The organism is Mesonia sp. HuA40, assembly GCF_008017835.1.
GTDB lineage: Bacteria > Bacteroidota > Bacteroidia > Flavobacteriales > Flavobacteriaceae > Mesonia.
The window spans coordinates 252,305-273,166 of record NZ_VRLT01000029.1 but is presented as its reverse complement, the minus strand read 5'-3'; the positions used below and the strand labels follow the sequence as shown (position 1 = coordinate 273,166).

At 36.2% G+C, this 20,862-nt stretch carries 20 protein-coding genes; 12 read left to right on the top strand and 8 right to left on the bottom strand.

What is annotated here, in order from left to right:
* The first annotated feature begins 77 nt into the window (after positions 1-77).
* A complete protein-coding gene (locus tag FT993_RS07490; RefSeq protein ID WP_147861919.1) occupies positions 78-497 on the top strand; it encodes a CBS domain-containing protein in 420 nt (139 codons plus the stop codon).
* Positions 498-577: 80 nt separating this feature from the next.
* Here the strand turns inward: FT993_RS07490 and FT993_RS07485 are convergent, their stop codons facing one another.
* The 7 genes from FT993_RS07485 to FT993_RS07455 all read right to left on the bottom strand — a co-directional run bounded on the left by FT993_RS07485 (position 578) and on the right by FT993_RS07455 (position 9,677).
* Positions 578-2,725 carry a prolyl oligopeptidase family protein gene (locus FT993_RS07485; protein WP_147861918.1) on the bottom strand — a complete coding sequence of 716 codons (2,148 nt, stop codon included), beginning with the start codon at positions 2,723-2,725 and terminating at the stop codon, positions 578-580.
* Positions 2,726-2,789: 64 nt separating this feature from the next.
* Positions 2,790-3,356 (bottom strand): hypothetical protein, encoded by a 567-nt coding sequence (locus FT993_RS07480; protein WP_147861917.1) that lies wholly within the window; start codon positions 3,354-3,356, stop codon positions 2,790-2,792.
* Between the two features lie 17 nt (positions 3,357-3,373).
* On the bottom strand, positions 3,374-5,776 hold the full coding sequence (locus FT993_RS07475; protein ID WP_147861916.1) for a TonB-dependent receptor domain-containing protein: 2,403 nt from the start codon (positions 5,774-5,776) through the stop codon (positions 3,374-3,376).
* A gap of 561 nt (positions 5,777-6,337) precedes the next feature.
* Positions 6,338-7,327 (bottom strand): aspartate-semialdehyde dehydrogenase, encoded by a 990-nt coding sequence (locus FT993_RS07470; protein ID WP_147861915.1) that lies wholly within the window; start codon positions 7,325-7,327, stop codon positions 6,338-6,340.
* 131 nt (positions 7,328-7,458) lie between these two features.
* Complete coding sequence (gene mscL, locus FT993_RS07465) at positions 7,459-7,878, bottom strand: large conductance mechanosensitive channel protein MscL (protein WP_147861914.1); 420 nt, start codon at positions 7,876-7,878, stop codon at positions 7,459-7,461.
* 46 nt (positions 7,879-7,924) lie between these two features.
* Positions 7,925-9,025, bottom strand: coding sequence for an alanine racemase (alr, locus tag FT993_RS07460; protein WP_147861913.1), 1,101 nt, complete (start codon positions 9,023-9,025; stop codon positions 7,925-7,927).
* 7 nt (positions 9,026-9,032) lie between these two features.
* Positions 9,033-9,677, bottom strand: coding sequence for a thymidine kinase (locus FT993_RS07455; protein WP_147861912.1), 645 nt, complete (start codon positions 9,675-9,677; stop codon positions 9,033-9,035).
* Positions 9,678-9,780: 103 nt separating this feature from the next.
* Here FT993_RS07455 and FT993_RS07450 point away from each other — a divergent pair, with 103 nt between their 5' ends.
* Both FT993_RS07450 and rsmI read left to right on the top strand, forming a co-directional pair.
* Positions 9,781-10,644: a hypothetical protein gene (locus FT993_RS07450; protein ID WP_147861911.1), complete on the top strand. Its 864-nt coding sequence runs from the start codon at positions 9,781-9,783 to the stop codon at positions 10,642-10,644.
* A complete protein-coding gene (gene rsmI, locus FT993_RS07445; RefSeq protein WP_147861910.1) occupies positions 10,644-11,318 on the top strand; it encodes a 16S rRNA (cytidine(1402)-2'-O)-methyltransferase in 675 nt (224 codons plus the stop codon). The genes FT993_RS07450 and rsmI overlap by 1 nt, the downstream gene beginning before the upstream one ends.
* Here rsmI and FT993_RS07440 read toward each other — a convergent pair.
* Complete coding sequence (locus tag FT993_RS07440) at positions 11,315-11,728, bottom strand: hypothetical protein (RefSeq protein WP_147861909.1); 414 nt, start codon at positions 11,726-11,728, stop codon at positions 11,315-11,317. The two genes, rsmI and FT993_RS07440, sit on opposite strands and share 4 nt — an antisense overlap.
* A gap of 43 nt (positions 11,729-11,771) precedes the next feature.
* On the opposite strand from FT993_RS07440, the gene FT993_RS07435 reads away from it, so the two are divergent.
* The 9 genes from FT993_RS07435 (at position 11,772) to FT993_RS07395 (ending at position 20,862) form a co-directional block, all read left to right on the top strand.
* On the top strand, positions 11,772-12,338 hold the full coding sequence (locus FT993_RS07435) for a uracil-DNA glycosylase family protein (protein WP_147861908.1): 567 nt from the start codon (positions 11,772-11,774) through the stop codon (positions 12,336-12,338).
* Positions 12,339-12,362: 24 nt separating this feature from the next.
* Positions 12,363-14,063, top strand: coding sequence for a single-stranded-DNA-specific exonuclease RecJ (recJ, locus tag FT993_RS07430; protein ID WP_147861907.1), 1,701 nt, complete (start codon positions 12,363-12,365; stop codon positions 14,061-14,063).
* Between the two features lie 186 nt (positions 14,064-14,249).
* Entirely contained in the window at positions 14,250-15,332 is a 1,083-nt protein-coding gene (gene atpB, locus FT993_RS07425) for a F0F1 ATP synthase subunit A (protein WP_147862020.1), read from the top strand.
* A gap of 33 nt (positions 15,333-15,365) precedes the next feature.
* On the top strand, positions 15,366-15,587 hold the full coding sequence (gene atpE, locus FT993_RS07420; protein WP_147861906.1) for an ATP synthase F0 subunit C: 222 nt from the start codon (positions 15,366-15,368) through the stop codon (positions 15,585-15,587).
* Positions 15,588-15,677: 90 nt separating this feature from the next.
* Complete coding sequence (locus tag FT993_RS07415; RefSeq protein ID WP_147861905.1) at positions 15,678-16,172, top strand: F0F1 ATP synthase subunit B; 495 nt, start codon at positions 15,678-15,680, stop codon at positions 16,170-16,172.
* Positions 16,173-16,180: 8 nt separating this feature from the next.
* Positions 16,181-16,726 carry an ATP synthase F1 subunit delta gene (gene atpH / locus FT993_RS07410; RefSeq protein WP_147861904.1) on the top strand — a complete coding sequence of 182 codons (546 nt, stop codon included), beginning with the start codon at positions 16,181-16,183 and terminating at the stop codon, positions 16,724-16,726.
* 47 nt (positions 16,727-16,773) lie between these two features.
* Positions 16,774-18,354: a F0F1 ATP synthase subunit alpha gene (gene atpA / locus FT993_RS07405; RefSeq protein WP_147861903.1), complete on the top strand. Its 1,581-nt coding sequence runs from the start codon at positions 16,774-16,776 to the stop codon at positions 18,352-18,354.
* A gap of 61 nt (positions 18,355-18,415) precedes the next feature.
* On the top strand, positions 18,416-19,282 hold the full coding sequence (gene atpG / locus FT993_RS07400) for an ATP synthase F1 subunit gamma (protein ID WP_147861902.1): 867 nt from the start codon (positions 18,416-18,418) through the stop codon (positions 19,280-19,282).
* Between the two features lie 155 nt (positions 19,283-19,437).
* The gene (locus FT993_RS07395; RefSeq protein WP_147861901.1) at positions 19,438-20,862 is read left to right on the top strand and encodes a lipopolysaccharide biosynthesis protein; all 1,425 of its coding nucleotides are present in this window, start codon (positions 19,438-19,440) and stop codon (positions 20,860-20,862) included.

Below are 20,862 nucleotides of genomic sequence, written 5' to 3'. Positions count from 1 at the left end.
ATAAGCTGATTTAAATCAGTTTTTATTTATCAAATTTTTATGAAATTTAAGGTAGAATTTAAATCAAACCAAACCTTATGAAGAAAAGAGAACCCATTTCAAAAATTATGAGCCAAGACGTTATTACCCTAAACACCCAACAAGGTCTTGCCGATGCAGAACGTTTATTTAAAAAACATAAAATACGACACATACCAGTAATAAGCGGTGATAAAATTAAAGGTATGCTAAGCTATACTGATTTGCTGCGCATTAGTTTTGCTGATGCAGTAGACGATGAAGATAAAAATGTAGATACTGTAGTATACGAGATGTTTACCATTGAACAGGTAATGGCAAAGGCATTAACCTCTGTAACGCCCAATCAAAGCATTAAAGAAGTTGCAGAAATTTTAGCCGAAAAAGAATTTCATGCGTTACCGGTTATTGAAAACGAAAAACTAGTGGGAATTGTAACCACTACAGATTTAATTAAATATTTAATAGATCAATATTAAAAAATAAGGCTGTTTAAAAACCAAATATAAAGTTATTAAAACTGGTTTTTAAACAGCCCTATTTCAATTTTGTGCAGTGTTTATAAGTTTTTCACCCCCATATTCCACAGCGTAAAGCCATAAATATCGGCATATTGGTCTATAATTTTACTTACTGGTGTTCCTGCTCCATGACCTGCGTTTACTTCAACACGAATCAAAACTGGGTTGTCTCCTGTTTGCTTTTCCTGCAATTCTGCTGCAAATTTAAAGCTATGTGCAGGTACCACACGATCGTCATGATCGCCAGTAGTAATCATTGTAGCTGGATAGGAAACCCCTTCTTTTACATTGTGTACAGGTGAATATCCCTTTAAATAAGTAAACATTTCTTCGCTATCTTCTGCTGTTCCATAATCATATGCCCATCCAGCCCCGGCGGTAAAGGTATGGTAGCGTAACATATCTAGCACGCCTACGGCTGGTAATGCTACTTGTATAAGCTCTGGTCTTTGCGTCATTGTTGCTCCTACCAATAAGCCTCCGTTTGAACCTCCTCGAATAGCCAAATAATCACTGGAAGTATAATTTTTATCGATTAAAAATTCCGCGGCAGCGATAAAATCATCAAACACGTTTTGCTTTTTTAATTGAGTACCAGCGTTATGCCATTTTTTTCCGTACTCACCACCTCCACGTAAGTTGGCCACGGCGTAAATCCCACCTTGCTCCATCCATACCGCATTGGCAATACTAAAAGAAGGCGTTAAACTTATGTTGAAACCACCATAACCATAAAGTATTGTAGGGTTCTTACCATCTAAAGCAAGGCCTTTTTTATGGGTAATAATCATAGGAACCTTAGTCCCGTCTTTAGAGGTAAAAAACACTTGCTTACTTTCATAATCTTCTGGATTAAAATCGATTTTTGGTGTATTAAAAACTTCTGAATTTCCACTTTCTATATCATACTTGTAAATACTACCAGGAGTTACATAATTGGTAAAAGAATAGTACAATTCTTTATCTTCTTTTTTGGCTCCAAAACCATTTACAGTACCTACACCAGGAAGCTCGACCTCACGAATTAGTTTACCCTTGTAATCATATTGCTTAACCATAGAAACGGCATCTTTCATATAATTAGCGAAGATATACCCCCCTCCTTTGGTAGGTGTTAACACAAATTCTGTTTCGGGAATAAGATCTTTCCAGTTTTCTGGTTGTGGATTTTTAGCATCTACCTGTACCACTTTTTTATTGGGTGCATTTAAGTTGGTTGTTAAAATCAACTGATCTCCTTGATTATCTAACAAATAGGTGTCTGATTTGGTGTGATCTAAAATAGTTACTAATGCACTATTCGGTTCTTCTAAATTTTTAAGAAAAAGTTTATTTCCAGATGTACTTACACTGGCTGCAATAAGTAAATATTTATTGTCTTGGGTAACGGCAGATCGCACATAACGATGTTTTTCTTCTGGGGTTCCTCCAAAAATTAAACGATCATTTTTCTGGGCAGTACCCAATTGATGATAGTAAAGCTTATGCTGATCTGTTTTGGCCGATAATTCACTACCTTTTGGCTTATCATAACTTGAGTAAAAGAAGCCTTCATCACCTTTCCAAGAGATTCCACTAAATTTCACATCTACCAATGTATCTTCTACAATCTCTTTAGTTTCTGCATTCATCACTATAATTTTTCGCCAATCGCTACCTCCTTCAGAAATAGAATATGCTAAAATTTTACCATTCTCAGAGAAACTAAATGCATCTAAAGAAGTAGTACCGTCTTCGCTGAATTTATTAGGGTCAAGAAAAACTTCTGCTTTAGACGCATCCTCATTTTTCTTATGACGATAGATCACATATTGATTTTGCAAACCATCATTTTTACTAAAATAAGTATAATCACCTTCTGTATATGGCGCACCTACTTTTTCGTAATTCCATAATTCTGCCAAGCGATTTTTTAATGAATCTCTGTACGGAATTTGATCTAAGTAATTAAATGTAACTTCATTTTGCTGCTTAACCCATTCTTCGGTTTCAGCACTTCTGTCATCTTCTAGCCATCGGTAAGGATCTTTTACTTCTTGACCGAAGTAAGTGTCAACACTATCTACCTTTTTGGTTTTAGGATATGTCAAAGCAATATCTTTTTGTTGGTTTTGATTATCTTCTTTTGGCGTTTCTTTGCAAGCCATTACGCTTACGGCCAAAAGTGGTAATATTATTTTTTTCATGCTACTGCTGTTTAATTGCCCCTCAAAAATAACAAATTATATCTGAGAAAGTAAGGTTTAAAATTTAAAGGCCTATTTGAATTTGAAAAGCCACCTCAACATCTGTTTCTCCTCCCGTAAAAGAACCCATTGGGTTAGTTACATCTTTAAGGGTTGGTTCATGAATTAATTTCACAACCAATGTGCCGTTACCTGCGGTTTGGGTTTCCCAAATGGTATTTAGCCCAATAGGGATACCTGCTGCATCTATTCCCGAAGCGCTATCATTTCGTGTTAAATCTACCGCTACTTGACCAAAGGCATAAGTAACAAAATGATCATTGCGTTCCTCACGAACTTCATTGGTAATATCTTCAATGTCTTGCGGATTTGATTTGTTAAAAAATTGTAACCCCACTTGATAAGTAGATCCCGGTTTTAGCATAATTACCGGTTCTTGGTAATTTTCATCTCGGTAACTAGGATCGGTATAGGTGTAGGTTTGAGTTTCATTATCTTCATTAACAAATGTTAGCGTCACATCGGTAATTACTTCTTCCTCATTAATGATTTCTGGGGCATCATCATCTGAGCAGCTAGTAATAAGAGTTAAAAATAATAGACTAAATAGGGTAAACGGAATTGTTTTCATGGTATTTAAATTTAAAATTAATAATTATAGGTAAGGTTAAGAATAAAATTGCGTCCCGGTTGATAGGCATAATAACGCAATCTGTTTAAATAATCGTTGTATTGAGTATTCAATATATTTTGAACTTGGAAATTTACTTCTAAGTTGCCTGTATTAAAAGGTGTAAAGCGCGCAGACGATTCAAAACCAAAAAGGATATAGGCTTCTGGCGGCGTACTTATATCGACCAGTACCTCCTCATAGTTACCTTCGTTAAGCACTTCATAGTAAAAATTATTATTAGGATAATTATGTTGTCTTAGGCTATGTTTAGCTTGGACAGTCATTTGAAAATCTTTCCAATTTTCCCGCTTATAGGTTAGCTGATACAAAAAATTAGGCGCGGGCATCTCGTTTAGATAATTATCTGCATCTAGATCACGTCCTACCAAATAAGCAAAACTAACTTGGCTTTCAAAATTTCTGGCTATTCTGTAATTGGCCTGGGCATCTATTCCCCACAACAAGGCATCTACCTGTTCGTATTCCCAGACTGGAAAAGCACCTCTAACAGTGGTTTCTAGCCCCTTTGGAACTAAAGTGATAAAATCTGTAAACCTATTTAAATAAGGATTAGCCACGAAGCTAAACGCATTTAGGTCTTGGGCTAAGTTAAGACTTATTTTATGTGATGTTTCGGGTTTAAATCGCAAGTCGCCCAATTCAATAATAGCTGCTGAATGGTGTAATCCATCCGAAAATAATTCGGCTACATTTGGTGCACGCTGCCCTCTTGTATAATTAAAACTGGCTTCAAAATTATTTTGTTCATATTTCAAACCTCCAATCCACGAAAAGTTTTGAAAATCAAATTTAGGATTGGTTAAGTACTGCGTTCCAAAATCTGCTACTATAATATTAGAAAAATCTTGCTGGTATCCTTTTTTATCCCAACTCGTTTTCAGGTAAAATTTTTGAGCATCGAGATGTGTATAATCAAAACGCAGACCTGCTTCTGCAGTCCAGTATTCATCCCATTTATAATTTCCTGTGATATAACCCCCTACCTTGTACTGCTTGTAATCTGGAATTAAGCGTTTAACACCAGTAAGGGGATTGGCAAAATTATCTTGATAGGTCAGAACCACTCCCGCGTTGACATCATAATTTTTGTCGTAATCAACCTGCAAATTTGTTTGAAACTCATGGGTTTTCAAATTAAGATCTAGTGAGGCTTTTCCTGCATCATCACCTCGACGGATGTCATACTCTAATCTATTGTTTTCCTGATAGGCATAATGCATTTTTATTTTACCTATATTCTCCAACCTTCTGTAATAAGACAGCTTGGCTAAATGATGGGTTACCGATTGTTTGGGTTCATTTATCTTATAAGAAAAGCCGCTCGATCTTAAAGGTTTCTCTCGATTAATCGCTCTGATTAAATCAGACACATTACCAATATGAGCATCTCTTAAAATACCGTTTTCGCTTTGGTAATAGCTATAGTAAACCTCAAAGCCTTGTACAAATTTATTTAAACCACCTCTTAAACTTAGAGCCTTCTCTAAATGGCCGGTATTCGCTAAAAAATTATCTGGCGCCTTTGCATCGCCAAAGCGTTTAAACGACGCATCTGCCTGAGCATACCATCCCTTCTCAAAAGACCTGGTAAGCTGGGTATGTAAACCCCCTCCTCTACCATTACTGGCAGCTACAAGACCAGTATAACCGTAAAGGGTATCTTTTACAGGTATTTTTGCTGGTGAAGTAATTATGGCTCCTCCTAAAGCATCCCCTCCAAGGGCCAAAGCAGACGCCCCTTTAACCATCTCTACTTCTTGGGCGGCTTGCATAGCAATACTAGGTGCGTGTTCTACCCCCCAATCTTGGTTTTCTAAACGTACGTTGTTTTGCATCAATAAAACTCTGCTACTATGTAATCCTTGAATAACGGGTTTTACAATACTATTTCCCGTAGTCAAAGAGGAAACTCCAGCTATTTCTTGCAAGGCATCCCCCAAACTCCCACCTCTGTGTTTGTCTAAAACGGCTCGATCTACCACAACACTAGGGTTAGATTTTGTTTGATCTCTATTAATTTTGCCTACCAAGCTTACCACTTCTAACTCCTCTAAATGATGTTCTAAGTAAATGGTGGTCTTAGTGTTTCGTTCTATCAAAATTGGGTAGATTAGTTCTTGACAATCAGGATGGTTGACGCGTAGATTTTGAGCTCCCTCGCATACCTCTTCAAATTTAAATTCGCCCTTAGCGTTAGTGTATATTATTTGATTGGTATTTAACAATTCTACTTTTGCATTGGCTAAGGCTTGCCCGTCGTGAAAATCAATTACCTTGCCTTCTAAACTGAATGAGCAAGATTGACTATAGACAAAATAGCTTGCAGAAAACAGAAGTAGTTGAACAAAAAACTTCATATTTAATTAATTATGTTTGATTTAATTTACGGTATGTTATTAATAGCAATAAACAAGCACACCATTAATATAATAGCTTAGCGTAAATTGTACTGCAATACAACCGAATCGAAGCCCGATGTATTGATAAAAAAGTTCTAAACGAAAACTAAATTAAATAAGGAGGGGGTTTGTTTTTTAATCCACAAACCGGTAGCTTTTGATAAAGCAAATTTGCGTGCTCCACTATTTTTTCTCGCTCAAGGCGGAAGACGGGAGATTCAAGATGATATTCGAAAAATGTATCATGACTAGCAACTGGTGTTTTTTGGGCGTGAGAAAGCTGACACCAAACACAGTCGTGACCATTGCTTAAGTCATCTTTGTGAGAAACATTATGCAAAACTCCGAACTGGAGCATTACAAAAATTCCTAGCAAAAATGTAGTTACTATATTTTTGACACCATTACTCATCTTGCAGCAAAAATAATCAATAAAAAATCAATTTTTATAAAATTATCTTAAATTCAATAGAACTGAAAACATTTCTTAGGCAGCAAACCTTTTTCTATATCTACTTTTTAGACTAAATTTTGCGCAATTAAATATTCGGCTATTTGCACTGCGTTGGTTGCAGCCCCTTTTCTTAAATTATCGGCAACGATCCACATATTAATAGCATGAGAATGGGAATGATCGGCACGTATACGGCCTACAAAAACCTCGTCTTTACCTTGTGCATAAACCGGCATAGGATAAGCATTAACATCTGGATTATCTTGAAGTTGAACGCCCGGTGTTTCTTGCAAAGCAGCTTTAATATCGCCCACACTAACCGTTTTCTCAAATTCAATATTAACCGCTTCACTATGGCCGCCTACAACGGGAATTCGCACAGCAGTAGCCGAAACCAAAACATTTTCATCTTGTAATATTTTTTTGGTTTCTTGCGTGAGTTTCATTTCTTCTTTAGTGTAATCGTTTTCTAAAAACACATCGCAATGCGGAATAGCATTTTGGTGTATAGGATAAGGATATGCCATCTCCCCATTTTTAGATTGCATCTCGTTCTCCAACTGCTGAACCGCTTTTACGCCAGTTCCTGTAATAGATTGATAGGTAGAAACGATTACCCGCCTCACTCTAAATCTTTGATGTAACGGACTTAATACCATTACCAATTGTACCGTGGAACAATTTGGGTTGGCTATAATAAAATCTTCCTTGGTAAGCTGGCTAGCGTTAATTTCGGGAACAATAAGTTTTTTTGTGGCGTCCATTCTCCAAGCCGAAGAGTTATCGATAACTCTAGTTCCTATCTCGGCAAACCTTGGCGCCCAAAGCAACGAAGTATCTCCACCGGCAGAAAAAAGAGCAATGTCTGGTTGCTTCTCTAAAGCGGTCTGCAAGCCTACAATAGGATATTCTTTTTTCTTAAAAACTATAGATTTTCCAACCGATCTTTCTGAGGCTACGGGAATCAATTCGGTAAGGGGAAAATTGCGTTCTTGTAAAACTTCTAAAATTACTTGGCCTACCATACCAGTGGCACCAACAACAGCTAATCTCATTGTATTTTATTTGGGGTTATGCGAGCAAATATACTATTTTACAAATTTTCGTTTACTTTTAAAAAACAAAAAACCCTAAAAATCTGGTTTTTAGGGTTTCAAATTATCTACTGTTTAATTAAGAATAAACCTTATTTTTTACGCAGCTCGTCTCTTATCTCAATAAGCAACTCTTCTTGACTAGGGCCTTTGGGTGCTGCTGGTTTTGCCTCCTCTTTCTTCTTTGTTTTCTCATAAGCTCTTAAAAACAAGAAAATAAACAAACCTACAATTATAAAATTAATAATTGCTTGAATTAAATTACCATAGGTAATTACTGCTGCGTTGGCTTCATTAGCAGCCTCTAGACTCGCATAAGTTGCCCCATCTAAAGCAATGAATTTTTGGGTAAAATCTGTACCCCCTGTAATTACACCAATTATTGGCGTTATTACATCTTTAACCACAGAATCAACAATGGTTTTGAAGGCAGCACCAATAACCACCGCTGTGGCCAGTGCTACAATGTCTCCTTTCATAAGGAACTTCTTAAAATCGCTAAAAAAACTCATACTATTTAATTAAGGTTAATAAAGCAATTTAATAAAAAATTTGAATTTAATGTATAATTTTGCGCCTAATGCGTTGAGATACCGAAGTAATCAGTTCATAAGATATACTACCTGCCAAATTAGCAAATACTTCAGCACTTAATTCGGGGCCAAAAACAATTACCTCATCGCCCTCTTTGCAATTAATATGGGTAACATCTATCATAATCATATCCATACAAACGCTTCCTATGATGGGTGCTTTCTCTCCATTTATAGAAACATAATTTTTGCCCTTTCCATAAATTCGGTTAATCCCATCGGCGTGACCGAGAGGGAGGGTTGCTGTCTTAGTAAATTTTTCTGCTATAAATTTGCGATTATACCCTACAGATTCACCTGGTTGCACTTCATGAATCTGTGAAATTATTGTTTTTAAAGTAGCTATAGGCTTAAGTGCAGCATCAACCGCAAAGTCATTACTATAACCATGCAAACCAATACCTGTGCGAACCATATCATGGTGCGCTTCTGGGTAATTTAATATACCACTAGTATTACACAAATGCTTTAAAGGCTTATATCCCAATTGATTGATTAATTGCTCACTCATTGCCTCATACTTATAGATCTGTGAACGGGAAAATTCTTTCTCTTCTAAGTCTTCACTGGCCGCTAGATGAGAATAAATGCCCTCAACCTGAACAGCCTTAGAGGTTTTTAACTTTTTAATCACCCCATCCAACTCTTTATTGGCAAAACCCAAACGATTAAAGCCGGTATTCAATTTTAGGTGTATAGGGTAATTTTTTTGTTTATGCGCTTCCGCGGAAGCGATAAATTGATCAAGTACAAATTTACTATAAATGCTAGGAGTAAGACAGTTTTGTAGTAGGGTCTCAAAATGCATAGATTGCGGATGAAGCACCAAAATAGGTTGGGTAACTCCCACCTCTCTTAATTTAACCCCTTCATTTGTATAGGCTACGGCAAAAAAATCTATACCCAAATCTTGTAATTTAAGCGCTACTTCCCCTGCTTCGCTCCCATAAGCGAAGGCCTTAACAACGCCCATTACTTTGGTACTAGAATTAATTTTGCTTTTTAAATATTCAAAATTATGTGCTAAAGACTTTAAATTTATTTCTAATACTGTTTCTCCTATCATTCCTACATTATTTTAAGGGCTCTTGGTCTGTACTTATTTCATTATCAATTATAGACGAATCTTCTCTTTTCTTTTGTTCTCGCATCGCCTTTACATAAGCCGCCCGACTTAGGGGTTCGTATTCTAAGGTTTCTCCCAGTAACACTAAATCTTTACTAGCAGCTTTGCGAAAACTATATTGCGCCAGGTTTCCCGTACGCGTACAAACCGCATGTACTTTAGTCACATATTCTGCGGTGGCCATTAAATTAGGCATAGGACCAAAAGGATTACCTTTAAAATCCATATCTAATCCAGCAACTACCACTCTTATTCCTTTATTGGCCAAATCATTGCAAACGCTTACAATTTCATCATCAAAAAATTGAGCTTCATCAATGCCTACTACTTGACAACCATCGGCTAGAAGGCGAATATTCGCAGCTGCAGGCACCGGCGTAGACCGTATTTCGTTTTCATCGTGAGATACCACAAAATGATCATCATACCGTGTATCAACGGCAGGTTTAAAAATTTCAACTTTTTGTTTGGCAAATTGGGCGCGCTTTAATCTTCTTATCAACTCTTCGGTCTTACCAGAAAACATACTACCGCAAATAACCTCAATCCAACCAAATTGCTCTTCGTGATTTACTGTATTTTCAAGAAACATTTTGTATTTTTCAGCCTTTAATTAATGGGATATATTTTTGTCTTTTTTCTTAAAGTAAAATTAATAAAAATACCACCGCATAAATAAACTTATAAAGAAAGTTATGAAAAAGCAACTAGAAGCCGAGTTAATGAGTCTTGCACACCGTATTTTACAATTACGAAACAGAGCAGATGTGCACGAGTTAAAAGCAATTAGCGCAGAATTGCATGAAAAACTAAGCGTGCTTTCTTTTACCGAAAAACATTTTCAAGGTCACCAACCTACAATTGGTAAATCTCAGGTTGAAGAACGCTTGGCAAGATTTGATGAATCTACCCAGACCCAAACAAAAATCACCCCAACCAGCCAAGAACAGCCCATTGAGAAAACTTCAGAATCTGATCATAAAGATAGTACTGAGTCAAAAAAAGACTCCCAAAAAGAAGAAAACACATCAGATTTAAAAACATCTGAAACTTCAAAATCAATTAACCAAGAGAAAGTTGAAACAGAGGCTAGCCTTAAAAACGAAGAAAACACCACAGATTTTGGAGTTCATTTTGATGAATTACCTCAATTTGAACCAATAAGCACCACAAAAGAACAAGAAAAAACCAACCAACCAGCCCCTACAAAAAAAGAGCAGTCTTTACCAAAACAAGAGATGCTTTTTGGAAGCGAGTTGGCCGAATTTGAACCTAAAAAAACACACAACAACCAAGTTGAACAGAAAAAATCACTCAATCAACGTTTGAAACAAGGCATACAGATTGGTTTAAATGACCGTTTGGCCTACATCAAACATTTGTTTGATGGCGATGCAAACGATTATAATCGCGTGATTTCTCAACTTAACACCTTAGAGCATTGGCAAGAAGCGCATAGTTTTCTTCAAGAACAAGTAAAACCCGACTATAACCATTGGGAAAACAAAGAAGAAATAGAATCACGCTTTATGAATGCAATTGAAAATAAATTTATATAATGAGTAAATTATTTCTAGTTCCTACCCCTATCGGAAATTTAGAAGACATTACCTTAAGAGCTTTACGGATTTTAAAAACGGTCGATTTTATTTTAGCTGAAGACACAAGAACAAGCGGTAAACTTCTAAAACATTTCGAAATAAGCACTCCCATGCATAGCCATCATATGCATAATGAACATAAAACTACAGCCAAAATAGTTGATCGTATTTTAAATGGTGAAACCGCCGCACTCATTAGCGACGCGGGCACACCTGCCATTTCTGACCCTGGTTTCCTGCTCACCCGAGCTTGTATTGAGGCCGGCATAGAAGTAGACTGTCTACCAGGAGCTACGGCTTTTGTTCCCGCATTAGTCAATAGCGGATTACCAAATGACAAGTTTGTGTTCGAAGGTTTTTTACCCGTCAAAAAAGGAAGACAAACCCGCTTAAAGTTTTTAAGCGAAGAAACTAGAACAATGGTATTTTATGAATCTCCTCATAAGTTGCTTAAGACCCTAAACCATCTTGCCGAACACCTAGGAGAAGGGCGATTAGCCAGTATTTCGAGAGAAATTTCAAAAATGCACGAAGAAACTCAAAGAGGCAGTTTAACAGAATTAACCAAACATTATACCGAGAAACCACCCAAAGGCGAAATAGTTCTCATAGTTGCAGGAAAAACCTCTTAATCGGCTTGTGCTATAAGTGCTTTTATTAAATCTATAAGTGCCACTCGGTCTTCCTTTGGATAAGATGTTAAAAAAAAATGTTTCTTCTCCAGATTCAACAGCAAAACTAGCTCATCATCCTGAAGATATGCAGATTTAATATCGGTTATTTTAATTTTTTGCTTTTCATAATTTCTAAGCTTAAAGCGGATAAAAATAGGGTCATAAAGAACTTGATGTTCCCGCAATCGCATAAGAAAGAAACTAGTGATTAACAATAGATTACCTAGTATTATAATGTATAGGTAAATAATGCTATCACTAAGAACATACCCTAGCAAACCAAGGAGTAAAAGTAAGCCCCCAACTAGTATCAACAAACCTAAAATTAAAAGGTTAATTTGCTTAAATTCTAAGGTATCTTGTTGCATAATTGTTTATGGTTTTTCAAAAGTAATTAAATAGCTTTGCTTTATGAAAGACTTATTAAAAGATATTCGTTCTTGTACCTTCTGCGAAAAAAATTTACCCCTTGGTGCCAAACCCATAGTACGCTTCAATCAAAATACAAAAATTCTGTTGATAAGTCAGGCTCCAGGAAGAGCTGTTCACAACACCGGTATTGATTGGAACGATCCTAGTGGCAGAAAATTAAGAGAATGGCTTGAGGTTTCAGAAGAGCAATTTTATAATACCGATAACTTTGGCGTGATGCCCATGGGCTTTTGTTATCCTGGCAAAGCCAAAACTGGTGACTTACCGCCTAGAAAAGAATGCGCGCCTTTGTGGCACAAAAGCATATTGAGCGCTTTTAAAAAACAACCTTTAAAAATACTCATTGGGGCGCACGCATGTAAATATTACCTTGGCGCAAAAAAAAATTTAACCCAAAAGGTTGAAAATTATAAAGATTACCTTCCTCAATATTTACCTTTACCACATCCTTCTCCCGTAAACCGATTTTGGCGAAGCAAAAACCCTTGGTTCGAAAAAGATGCAATTCCTTATATAAGACAATATATACAGCATAAAGTTTTGTAACTTTATCTGTTCAAATCCATAAAAATGCGCTGGACATTAAAACCAATACCCGATATTGATAAGGTCAAACAACTACAAGAGGCACTTCAAGTAGACCAGAATATTGCCACTTTATTGGTTCAGCGCGGAATTGAAAATTTTGAGCAAGCCAAAGCTTTTTTTAGACCAAGCCTAGCCGACCTGCACGACCCATTTTTAATGCAAGACATGGATATCGCTGTAAACAGAATTGAACAAGCCATAAAGCTTAATCAAAGAATTCTTGTATACGGAGATTATGATGTAGATGGTACTACAAGTGTTGCATTAATGAGTTCTTATTTACGCAATTATACAGAAAATGTAGTTTGTTATATCCCTGATAGGTACAAAGAAGGTTATGGTATTTCTTATCAAGGTATTAATTTTGCACACGATAATGAATTCGATTTAATTATTGCCTTAGATTGTGGTATCAAAGCGGTAGATAAGGTAGACTATGCGCAAAAGAAAGGGTTAGACTTCATTATTTGCGATCACCACAGACCAGGACCCGAAATACCAAAAGCAGCTGCCGTTTTAAATCCTAAACGACCCGATTGTAATTACCCTTATAAAGAACTTTGCGGATGTGGAGTTGGTTTCAAATTAATACAAGCTTTAGAAAAAAACCAAGGTAGAGGTATAGAATTTTTAACCCCCTATTTAGATCTTGTAGCTACAGCTATTGGCGCAGATATTGTACCCATAACAGGAGAAAATAGAATTTTAGCTTATTATGGTTTGCAAGTGATCAACAGCTCGCCTCGTGTTGGTTTCCAAGCAATTATTAAAGAAATCAATAAAAAAAATCTAAGCATAACCGATGTTGTATTTATCATTGCACCCCGAATAAATGCTGCAGGAAGAATGGAACACGCCTTACGCGCGGTGGATCTAATGCTTACAACCGACCCAAAAGAAGCACAAGAAATGGCTCAAGCCATTGATAGATTTAACCAAGACCGTCGAGAAACAGATAAAAAAATAACTCAAGAGGCACTAAGTCAAATAAAAAGTTTAAAAGAAGAAGAAAGAACAACCACAGTAGTTTATCAAAAAAATTGGCACAAAGGAGTAATAGGAATAGTGGCATCGCGTTTGACCGAGACCTATTACAGACCCACTTTAGTGTTTACAAAAAGCGGAGAAAAATTAGCCGCCTCGGCGAGATCTGTAAATGGATTTGATTTATATGCGGCTTTAGAGGCCTGTCAAGATTTTATTGAGCAGTTTGGAGGCCATAAATATGCTGCAGGCCTAACCTTGAAAGAAGAGAATTACAGCCTTTTTAAACAAAAATTTGAACAAGTCGTACAACAGCAAATCAACCCAAAATTATTAGAACCCGAAATAAACATCGATTTAAAACTAGATTTCAAATCAGTAACTCCAAAATTTTATAGAATCCTGAGCCAATTTGCGCCTTTCGGTCCAGGAAATCCGGCCCCAATCTTTATGACTGAAAATTTAAAAGAAAATGGGTTTTCTAAACAAGTAGGAGCAGATAAAAATCACCTTAAATGCAGTCTTAACCAAAGGGGCAGTACCTATATCTTTTCTGGGATAGGATTTAATTTAGGTAAGTACCACCATAACCTACGGAAGGCAAAAAGCTGCTCTGCAGTTTATAGCTTAGAAGAAAACGAATGGAACGGCCAAACCACTCTTCAACTCAAGCTAAGAGATTTGGACTTCAGGAATTAGGCCAACCTGTAACTCCATTTAATTCTTGTTAACTGAAAACGAAGTCCTTAAACCAAAAATACGCTTCATCTAGTATTGTCTTACAGCCTGTATAAAAAATTTAATTACAAGTCTTTTAAATAAGTTATAAAAGACTATCTTTGCACAAAATTTTTTAAGCGCAATCCATTAAGTTGATCAGCTATGATGACAACATTTAAATCGTTTAAGTTTCTAATTGCACTAGCAATAACCTTAACTGCGATCCCTTTTAACTCATTGGCTAAAGAATCAAATTCTGAAGCTGAAAAGCAGTTTAACCCTACAGACATGATAATGCATCATATTGGCGATGCGCATGGATGGCACTTTTTAGGAAGTGGTGATAACTCATACACCTTGCCATTACCCGTAATTCTTTATACTGAAGACGGAGTGGTTTCTTTTATGTCTAGTGAATTTCATCACGATATTGAAGGCGAAGTTGTGGTAGAGAAAGACGGTAAGCGCTTTGTTAATTATCACGAGACAATTTATCAACTTAATGCAGGTGAAGAAAAACTAAGTTTTGGCGAAGACCATTACCCTAATAATGCTGCAGCTCCAACTGATTTATCGGTAACCAAAAACGTAGCGGCTATGTTTTTAACGGTAATAGTAATGCTGATTTTCTTCTTTAGTCTAGCGCGTCACCATAAAAAGAGCGACAAAGCGCCAAAGGGCCTTAATAATGCCTTGGAAGCATTGGTTTTGTTTGTTCGTGATGACATCGCAATACCAAATATTGGTAAGAAAAAGTATATGAAATTTATGCCGTTCTTACTAACCGTATTTTTCTTTATTTGGATTACCAATTTATTAGGGCTTTTGCCTGGGGCAGCAAACGTTACTGGAAATATTTCGGTTACGGTTGCTTTAGGATTATTTACCCTGATTTTGATCTTAATCAACGGTAATAAAGACTACTGGGCGCATATATTCTGGATGCCCGGTGTACCAGTGCCTGTTAAAATATTATTAGCACCAATTGAGTTGATTGGTTTATTCATAAAACCAATTGCCTTAATGATACGTCTATTTGCGAATATCACGGCGGGGCATATTATTATTTTAAGTTTATTAGGCTTAATTTTTATTTTAGAAAATGTAGGTGTAGCCGGAATTTCGGTTCCATTCGCCTTATTTATAATGGTATTAGAGCTATTAGTAGCATTTTTACAAGCTTTTATTTTTACCATGCTATCGGCCCTTTTTATTGGAGTGGCCGTTGAAGAACATGAACATCATTAATTTTAATTTTTTAATTTTTTAATTTTTTTTACTATGGAATTATTATATGTAGGATTGGCAGCTTTAGGAGCTGGATTAGCAGTTTTTGGAGCAGCATTTGGTGTTGGTAAGATTGGTGCAGCCGCAATGGAGGCTATCGCTCGTCAACCAGAAGCAGCAAACAAAATCCAAACAGCAATGATTATTGCGGCAGCTCTTGTAGAAGGGGTGGCGTTATTTGGTGTAGTAGCAGCCTTATTAGGGGTGTTAAAATAAGCCTTTTGAAAAAACACTTCTTTTTAACGGTTGGTTAAAAAGAAGTGTTTCTAAAAAAAATTAAATTAATTTTAGATAGTATAAAAACCTATGGATTTAATTAAACCAGATTTTGGATTATTTGTGTGGCAAACGGTTGTCACCTTAATTTTAATATTTCTTTTAGCCAAATTTGCTTGGAGACCTATCCTTGATTCCATAAAGAAAAGAGAAGACTCTATTAATGATGCCCTAGACGCTGCCGAAAAAGCACGTTTAGAAATGCAAAACTTAAAGGCGAACAACGAGAAACTATTAAAGGAAGCGCGTGAAGAGCGTGATAAAATGCTTAAAGAAGCGCGTGCGATTAAAGAACGAATGATCAACGAAGCCAGCACAGAAGCAGAGCTAAAGGCAAGCAAAATGATTAGTGCTGCACAAGAGGCGATTGCACAAGAGAAACAAGCCGCACTGAGCGAAATCAAACAGCAAGTAGCCGAATTGTCAATCGAAATCGCAGAAAAAGTAGTAAAAAAAGAATTAAACAGCCAAGAAAATCACATGCAGTTAGTTGATAATATGCTAGCCGATGTGAAGCTAAATTAATAAAAACTATGGCCAATACTAGAGCAGCACAACGCTATGCCAAAGCAATTTTAGAATTAGCTAAAGAAAAGGCGGTATTAAAAGAAGTGAATTCAGATTTTCGTTTACTAGAGAATACGCTAAAAGAAAATAAAAATTTAGCTAATATCCTTAAGAGCCCTGTGGTAAAGGCAAGTGATAAACAAGCGATTTTAAATCAGATTTTTACAAACGTTAATGCCATCACCCAAAACACCTTTGCTGTACTTATAGAAAATGGTCGCATAGCTCTTATACAAGATGTAGTAAAGCAATTTATTCGTTTGTATGATGAAGATCAAAATATTAAAGTAGCTCACGTAACTACCGCAACCGCATTAACACCGGCTATGCATACTAAATTACTGGATAAAGTAAAACAACTTACCGGTAGTGAAGCTACCTTAACCAATGCTATTGACGAAAGCATTTTAGGTGGTTTTATTTTACGTGTGGGCGACTTACAATATGATGCTAGTGTAGCAGGCAAATTGAATTCGCTTAAAAAGAAGTTTAATCAAAACGCATATATTTAACAGAAATAAAAACGATACGTGCACGTATTCATTTATACTAAATAATTATGGCAGAAGTAAATCCTGCTGAAGTTTCAGCAATTTTAAAAAAACAATTATCCGGATTTGAGGGAAAAGCTTCCTTAAATGAAGTAGGAACCGTACTTACCGTAGGTGATGGTATTGCCAATGTTTACGGCCTTACCAATGCAGAATACGGAGAACTCGTTGAGTTTGAAGGAGGTTTAGAAGGAATGGTACTTAACCTAGAAGAAGATAATGTTGGAGTAGTACTTTTAGGTGCTTCAAAAGCAATTAAAGAAGGGGATACCGTAAAGAGAACTCAGAAAATTGCTTCTATTCAAGTAGGAGAAGGTATCGTTGGTAGAGTAGTAGATACACTTGGAAAACCTATTGATGGTAAAGGGGCTATTTCAGGGGATACTGTTCAAATGCCACTAGAGCGTAAGGCTCCTGGGGTAATTTACAGAGAGCCCGTTACAGAACCTTTACAAACCGGAATCAAATCTATTGATGCTTTGGTACCAGTAGGAAGAGGACAGCGTGAATTGGTGATTGGAGATAGACAAACTGGTAAAACCACCGTTTGTATTGATACTATTCTTAACCAAAAAGAATTTTACGATAGAGGAGAACCTGTTTACTGTATTTATGTAGCTGTAGGTCAGAAAGCATCTACCGTTGCCGGAATTGCTAAAACTTTAGAAGATAAAGGGGCATTAGCCTACACTACTATCGTGGCTGCAAATGCATCAGATCCTGCCCCTATGCAGGTTTATGCTCCATTTGCCGGTGCTGCTATTGGTGAGTATTTTAGAGATACTGGTAGACCAGCCTTAATTATTTATGATGATTTATCAAAACAAGCCGTGGCTTACCGTGAGGTATCTTTATTATTAAGAAGACCACCGGGACGTGAAGCTTATCCTGGAGATGTATTTTACTTACACTCAAGATTATTAGAACGTGCTGCAAAGGTGATCAATGATGATGATATCGCAAAAAACATGAATGACCTACCCGATTCTTTAAAAGATCGTGTAAAAGGTGGAGGTTCTTTAACTGCTTTGCCTGTTATTGAAACTCAAGCGGGCGACGTTTCGGCTTATATTCCAACTAACGTAATTTCGATTACTGACGGTCAGATATTCTTAACTTCAGACTTATTTAACTCCGGTGTACGTCCAGCAATTGATGTGGGAATCTCGGTTTCTCGTGTAGGAGGTTCGGCTCAGATTAAATCGATGAAAAAAGTTGCCGGTACTTTAAAATTAGACCAAGCGCAGTTTAGAGAGCTAGAAGCTTTTGCTAAATTCGGATCTGATCTTGATGCCTCAACTTTAAGCACTATCGAAAAAGGTAAGCGTAACGTTGAGATCTTAAAACAAGCTCAAAACGACCCTTACCCAGTAGAGGATCAAATTGCAATTGTTTACGCGGGTTCTAAAAACTTGTTGAAAGAAGTTCCTGTTGATCGCGTAAAAGAATTTGAAAAAGAGTACCTAGAATTCTTAGATGCTAAACATAGAGATGTTTTAGACACATTAAAAGCCGGTAAGTTAACCGATGAGACTTTAGATGTGATGACAAAAGTAGCGAAAGAGTTATCTGGAAAATATAAAAAATAAAAATGAACTTTAGCAGTACTAGTTTATTAGTACTGCTGAAGTTTAAATTCATAATTTTATAATGGCAAATTTAAAAGAGTTACGCAGCAGAATTAGTTCGGTATCTTCAACTATGCAGATTACCAGTGCCATGAAAATGGTATCGGCAGCAAAATTGAGCAAAGCGCAAGATGCCATTACCGCTATGCGTCCTTACGCAGATAAGTTGACAGAATTGCTTCAAAACTTAAGCGCGTCTTTAGACGAGGGTGCAAATAGTAAATTTGCTGAACAGCGTGAAGTAGAGAATGTATTGGTCGTGGCTATCTCGTCAAATAGAGGTTTGGCTGGTGCTTTTAACTCAAACATCGTAAAAGGAACAAAGAATCTAATTCAAAACGATTTAAAAGATAAAAAAGTTAGCTTACTTACTCTGGGTAAAAAAGCCAATGATATCTTGAAAAAAGATTTTACTATCGCTAAAAACGATACCGCTATCTTTGATCATTTAGAATTTGACCAGGTTGTTCTTCTTGCTGAAGAAATCATGCAAGATTTCATCGATAAGAAATACGATCGCGTTATTTTAGTATATAATTCTTTTAAAAATGCTGCAACCCAAATTGTAAAAACAGAACAGTTTTTACCTATTGAGCCGCTAAATCAAGAGCAAGAGGAAAATACGCTAGCCGACTATAAGTTTGAGCCTAATAAAACCGAAATTATAGAAGAGCTAATTCCTAAATCGTTAAAGATGCAATTGTTTAAAGCACTGCGCGATTCATTTGCTTCTGAACATGGTGCTCGTATGACCGCTATGCACAAAGCAACAGACAATGCTACAGAGTTAAGAGACGCTCTAAAATTATCTTATAACAAAGCTAGACAAGCTTCGATTACAAACGAGATTTTAGAAATTGTAGGAGGTGCAGAAGCACTTAATGGTTAGTCTATATAAATAAAATATTGAAGCCTCGGTTCCCGAGGCTTTTTTTATACCCTATTTTTGTCCGCTTTAAGCTTAATCCAAACCGCTTGTATATAACTTACCGCATTGCTAGATTGCTAATAAATACCTACTTTTAAAACCTCAACTAAAGAGCCTTGAACACATTAAATAATTTCTTTAAAGACACATTAATTTATGGTATGGCCACCGTCTTACCACGATTAATGAATTTTTTATTGGTTCCTTTACTTACAGTTACACTAGAAAACGAAGATTACTCAGACAACACCGTTTTTTATGTTTATGCTGCTTTTTTTAATGTTTTACTCACCTATGGAATGGAAACTGCCTTTTTTAGGTTTTTTAGTAAACATCAAGAAAAAGAAAAGGTATTTTCTACGGCATTTATAAGTCTTACCTTTACTACTTTAGCCTTTATAGTCGGCGTTTACCTTAACAGTGCGTTTTTAGCAGAATGGGTCAATTTAAAACAAGAATACTTTAATCTACTCATTGCGGTAATTGCTTTAGATACCCTTGTGGTAATCCCCTTCGCCTATTTGCGGGCCATAGGGAAACCCATAAAATTTTCTGTAATTAAAATTTTAAATATCGCTTTGTATGTAGGACTTAACTACTTTTTTTTGTGGTTTATCCCCCAAACCAATTGGTCTTTGGGTTTTCTAGATTATTCTCACGATCTAGTTACCTATGTTTTCATAGCTAACCTAGTGGCCAGTTTGTTCACTCTGCTTTTGTTGTCGCCTTATTTTTTTAAAACAAAATGGCAATTTGATACAAAAATTTTTAAGCAGTTAATACAATACGGTTGGCCTATAATGGTGGCTGGATTAGCCTATGTAATAAATGAAAATTTTGATAAATGGCTTATACCTCAACTGCTAAATAAGGATATCAATGGAGCCTATGCTGCTTGCTATAAAATTGCGGTTTTCATGACCATTTTTATTCAAGGTTTTCGTCTCGGCGCCGAGCCATTTTTCTTTAACCACGCTGCACAAAAAAACGCAAAACAAACCTATGCTATTATTATGAAGTACTTTGTGATATTAGGTAGTTTAATGCTAGTGTTTGTATGCGTTTATTTGCATCTTTTTAAACGATTAATAGTAAGAGATGATTCTTATTGGATAGCCATAAACATTGTACCCGTCGTCTTACTGGCTAATTTATTCTTAGGTATTTATTTTAATCTAGCCTACTGGTATAAACTAACCGATAAAACCCGTTATGGTATGTATTTTTCGGTTTTAGGAGCAGGCATTACCATTCTACTCAATTACAGCCTTATTCCTATAATCGGCTTTATGGGCGGAGCTTATGCTACTCTTGCTGCCTATGTCATCATGGTGGTGATTTCTTATCTTTACGGAAGAAAATACTACCACATACCCTACGATTTAACCAATATTTTAATTTATTTAGGATTAGGAATCGGTTTTTCATTTGCTTCATTCTACATATTTAACAGCGATTTATATATAGGAAGCTTGTTACTTTTCTTATTTTTGGGAATCATATACATAAAAGAGAGAAAATTTATCGCTCAATTCTTATAA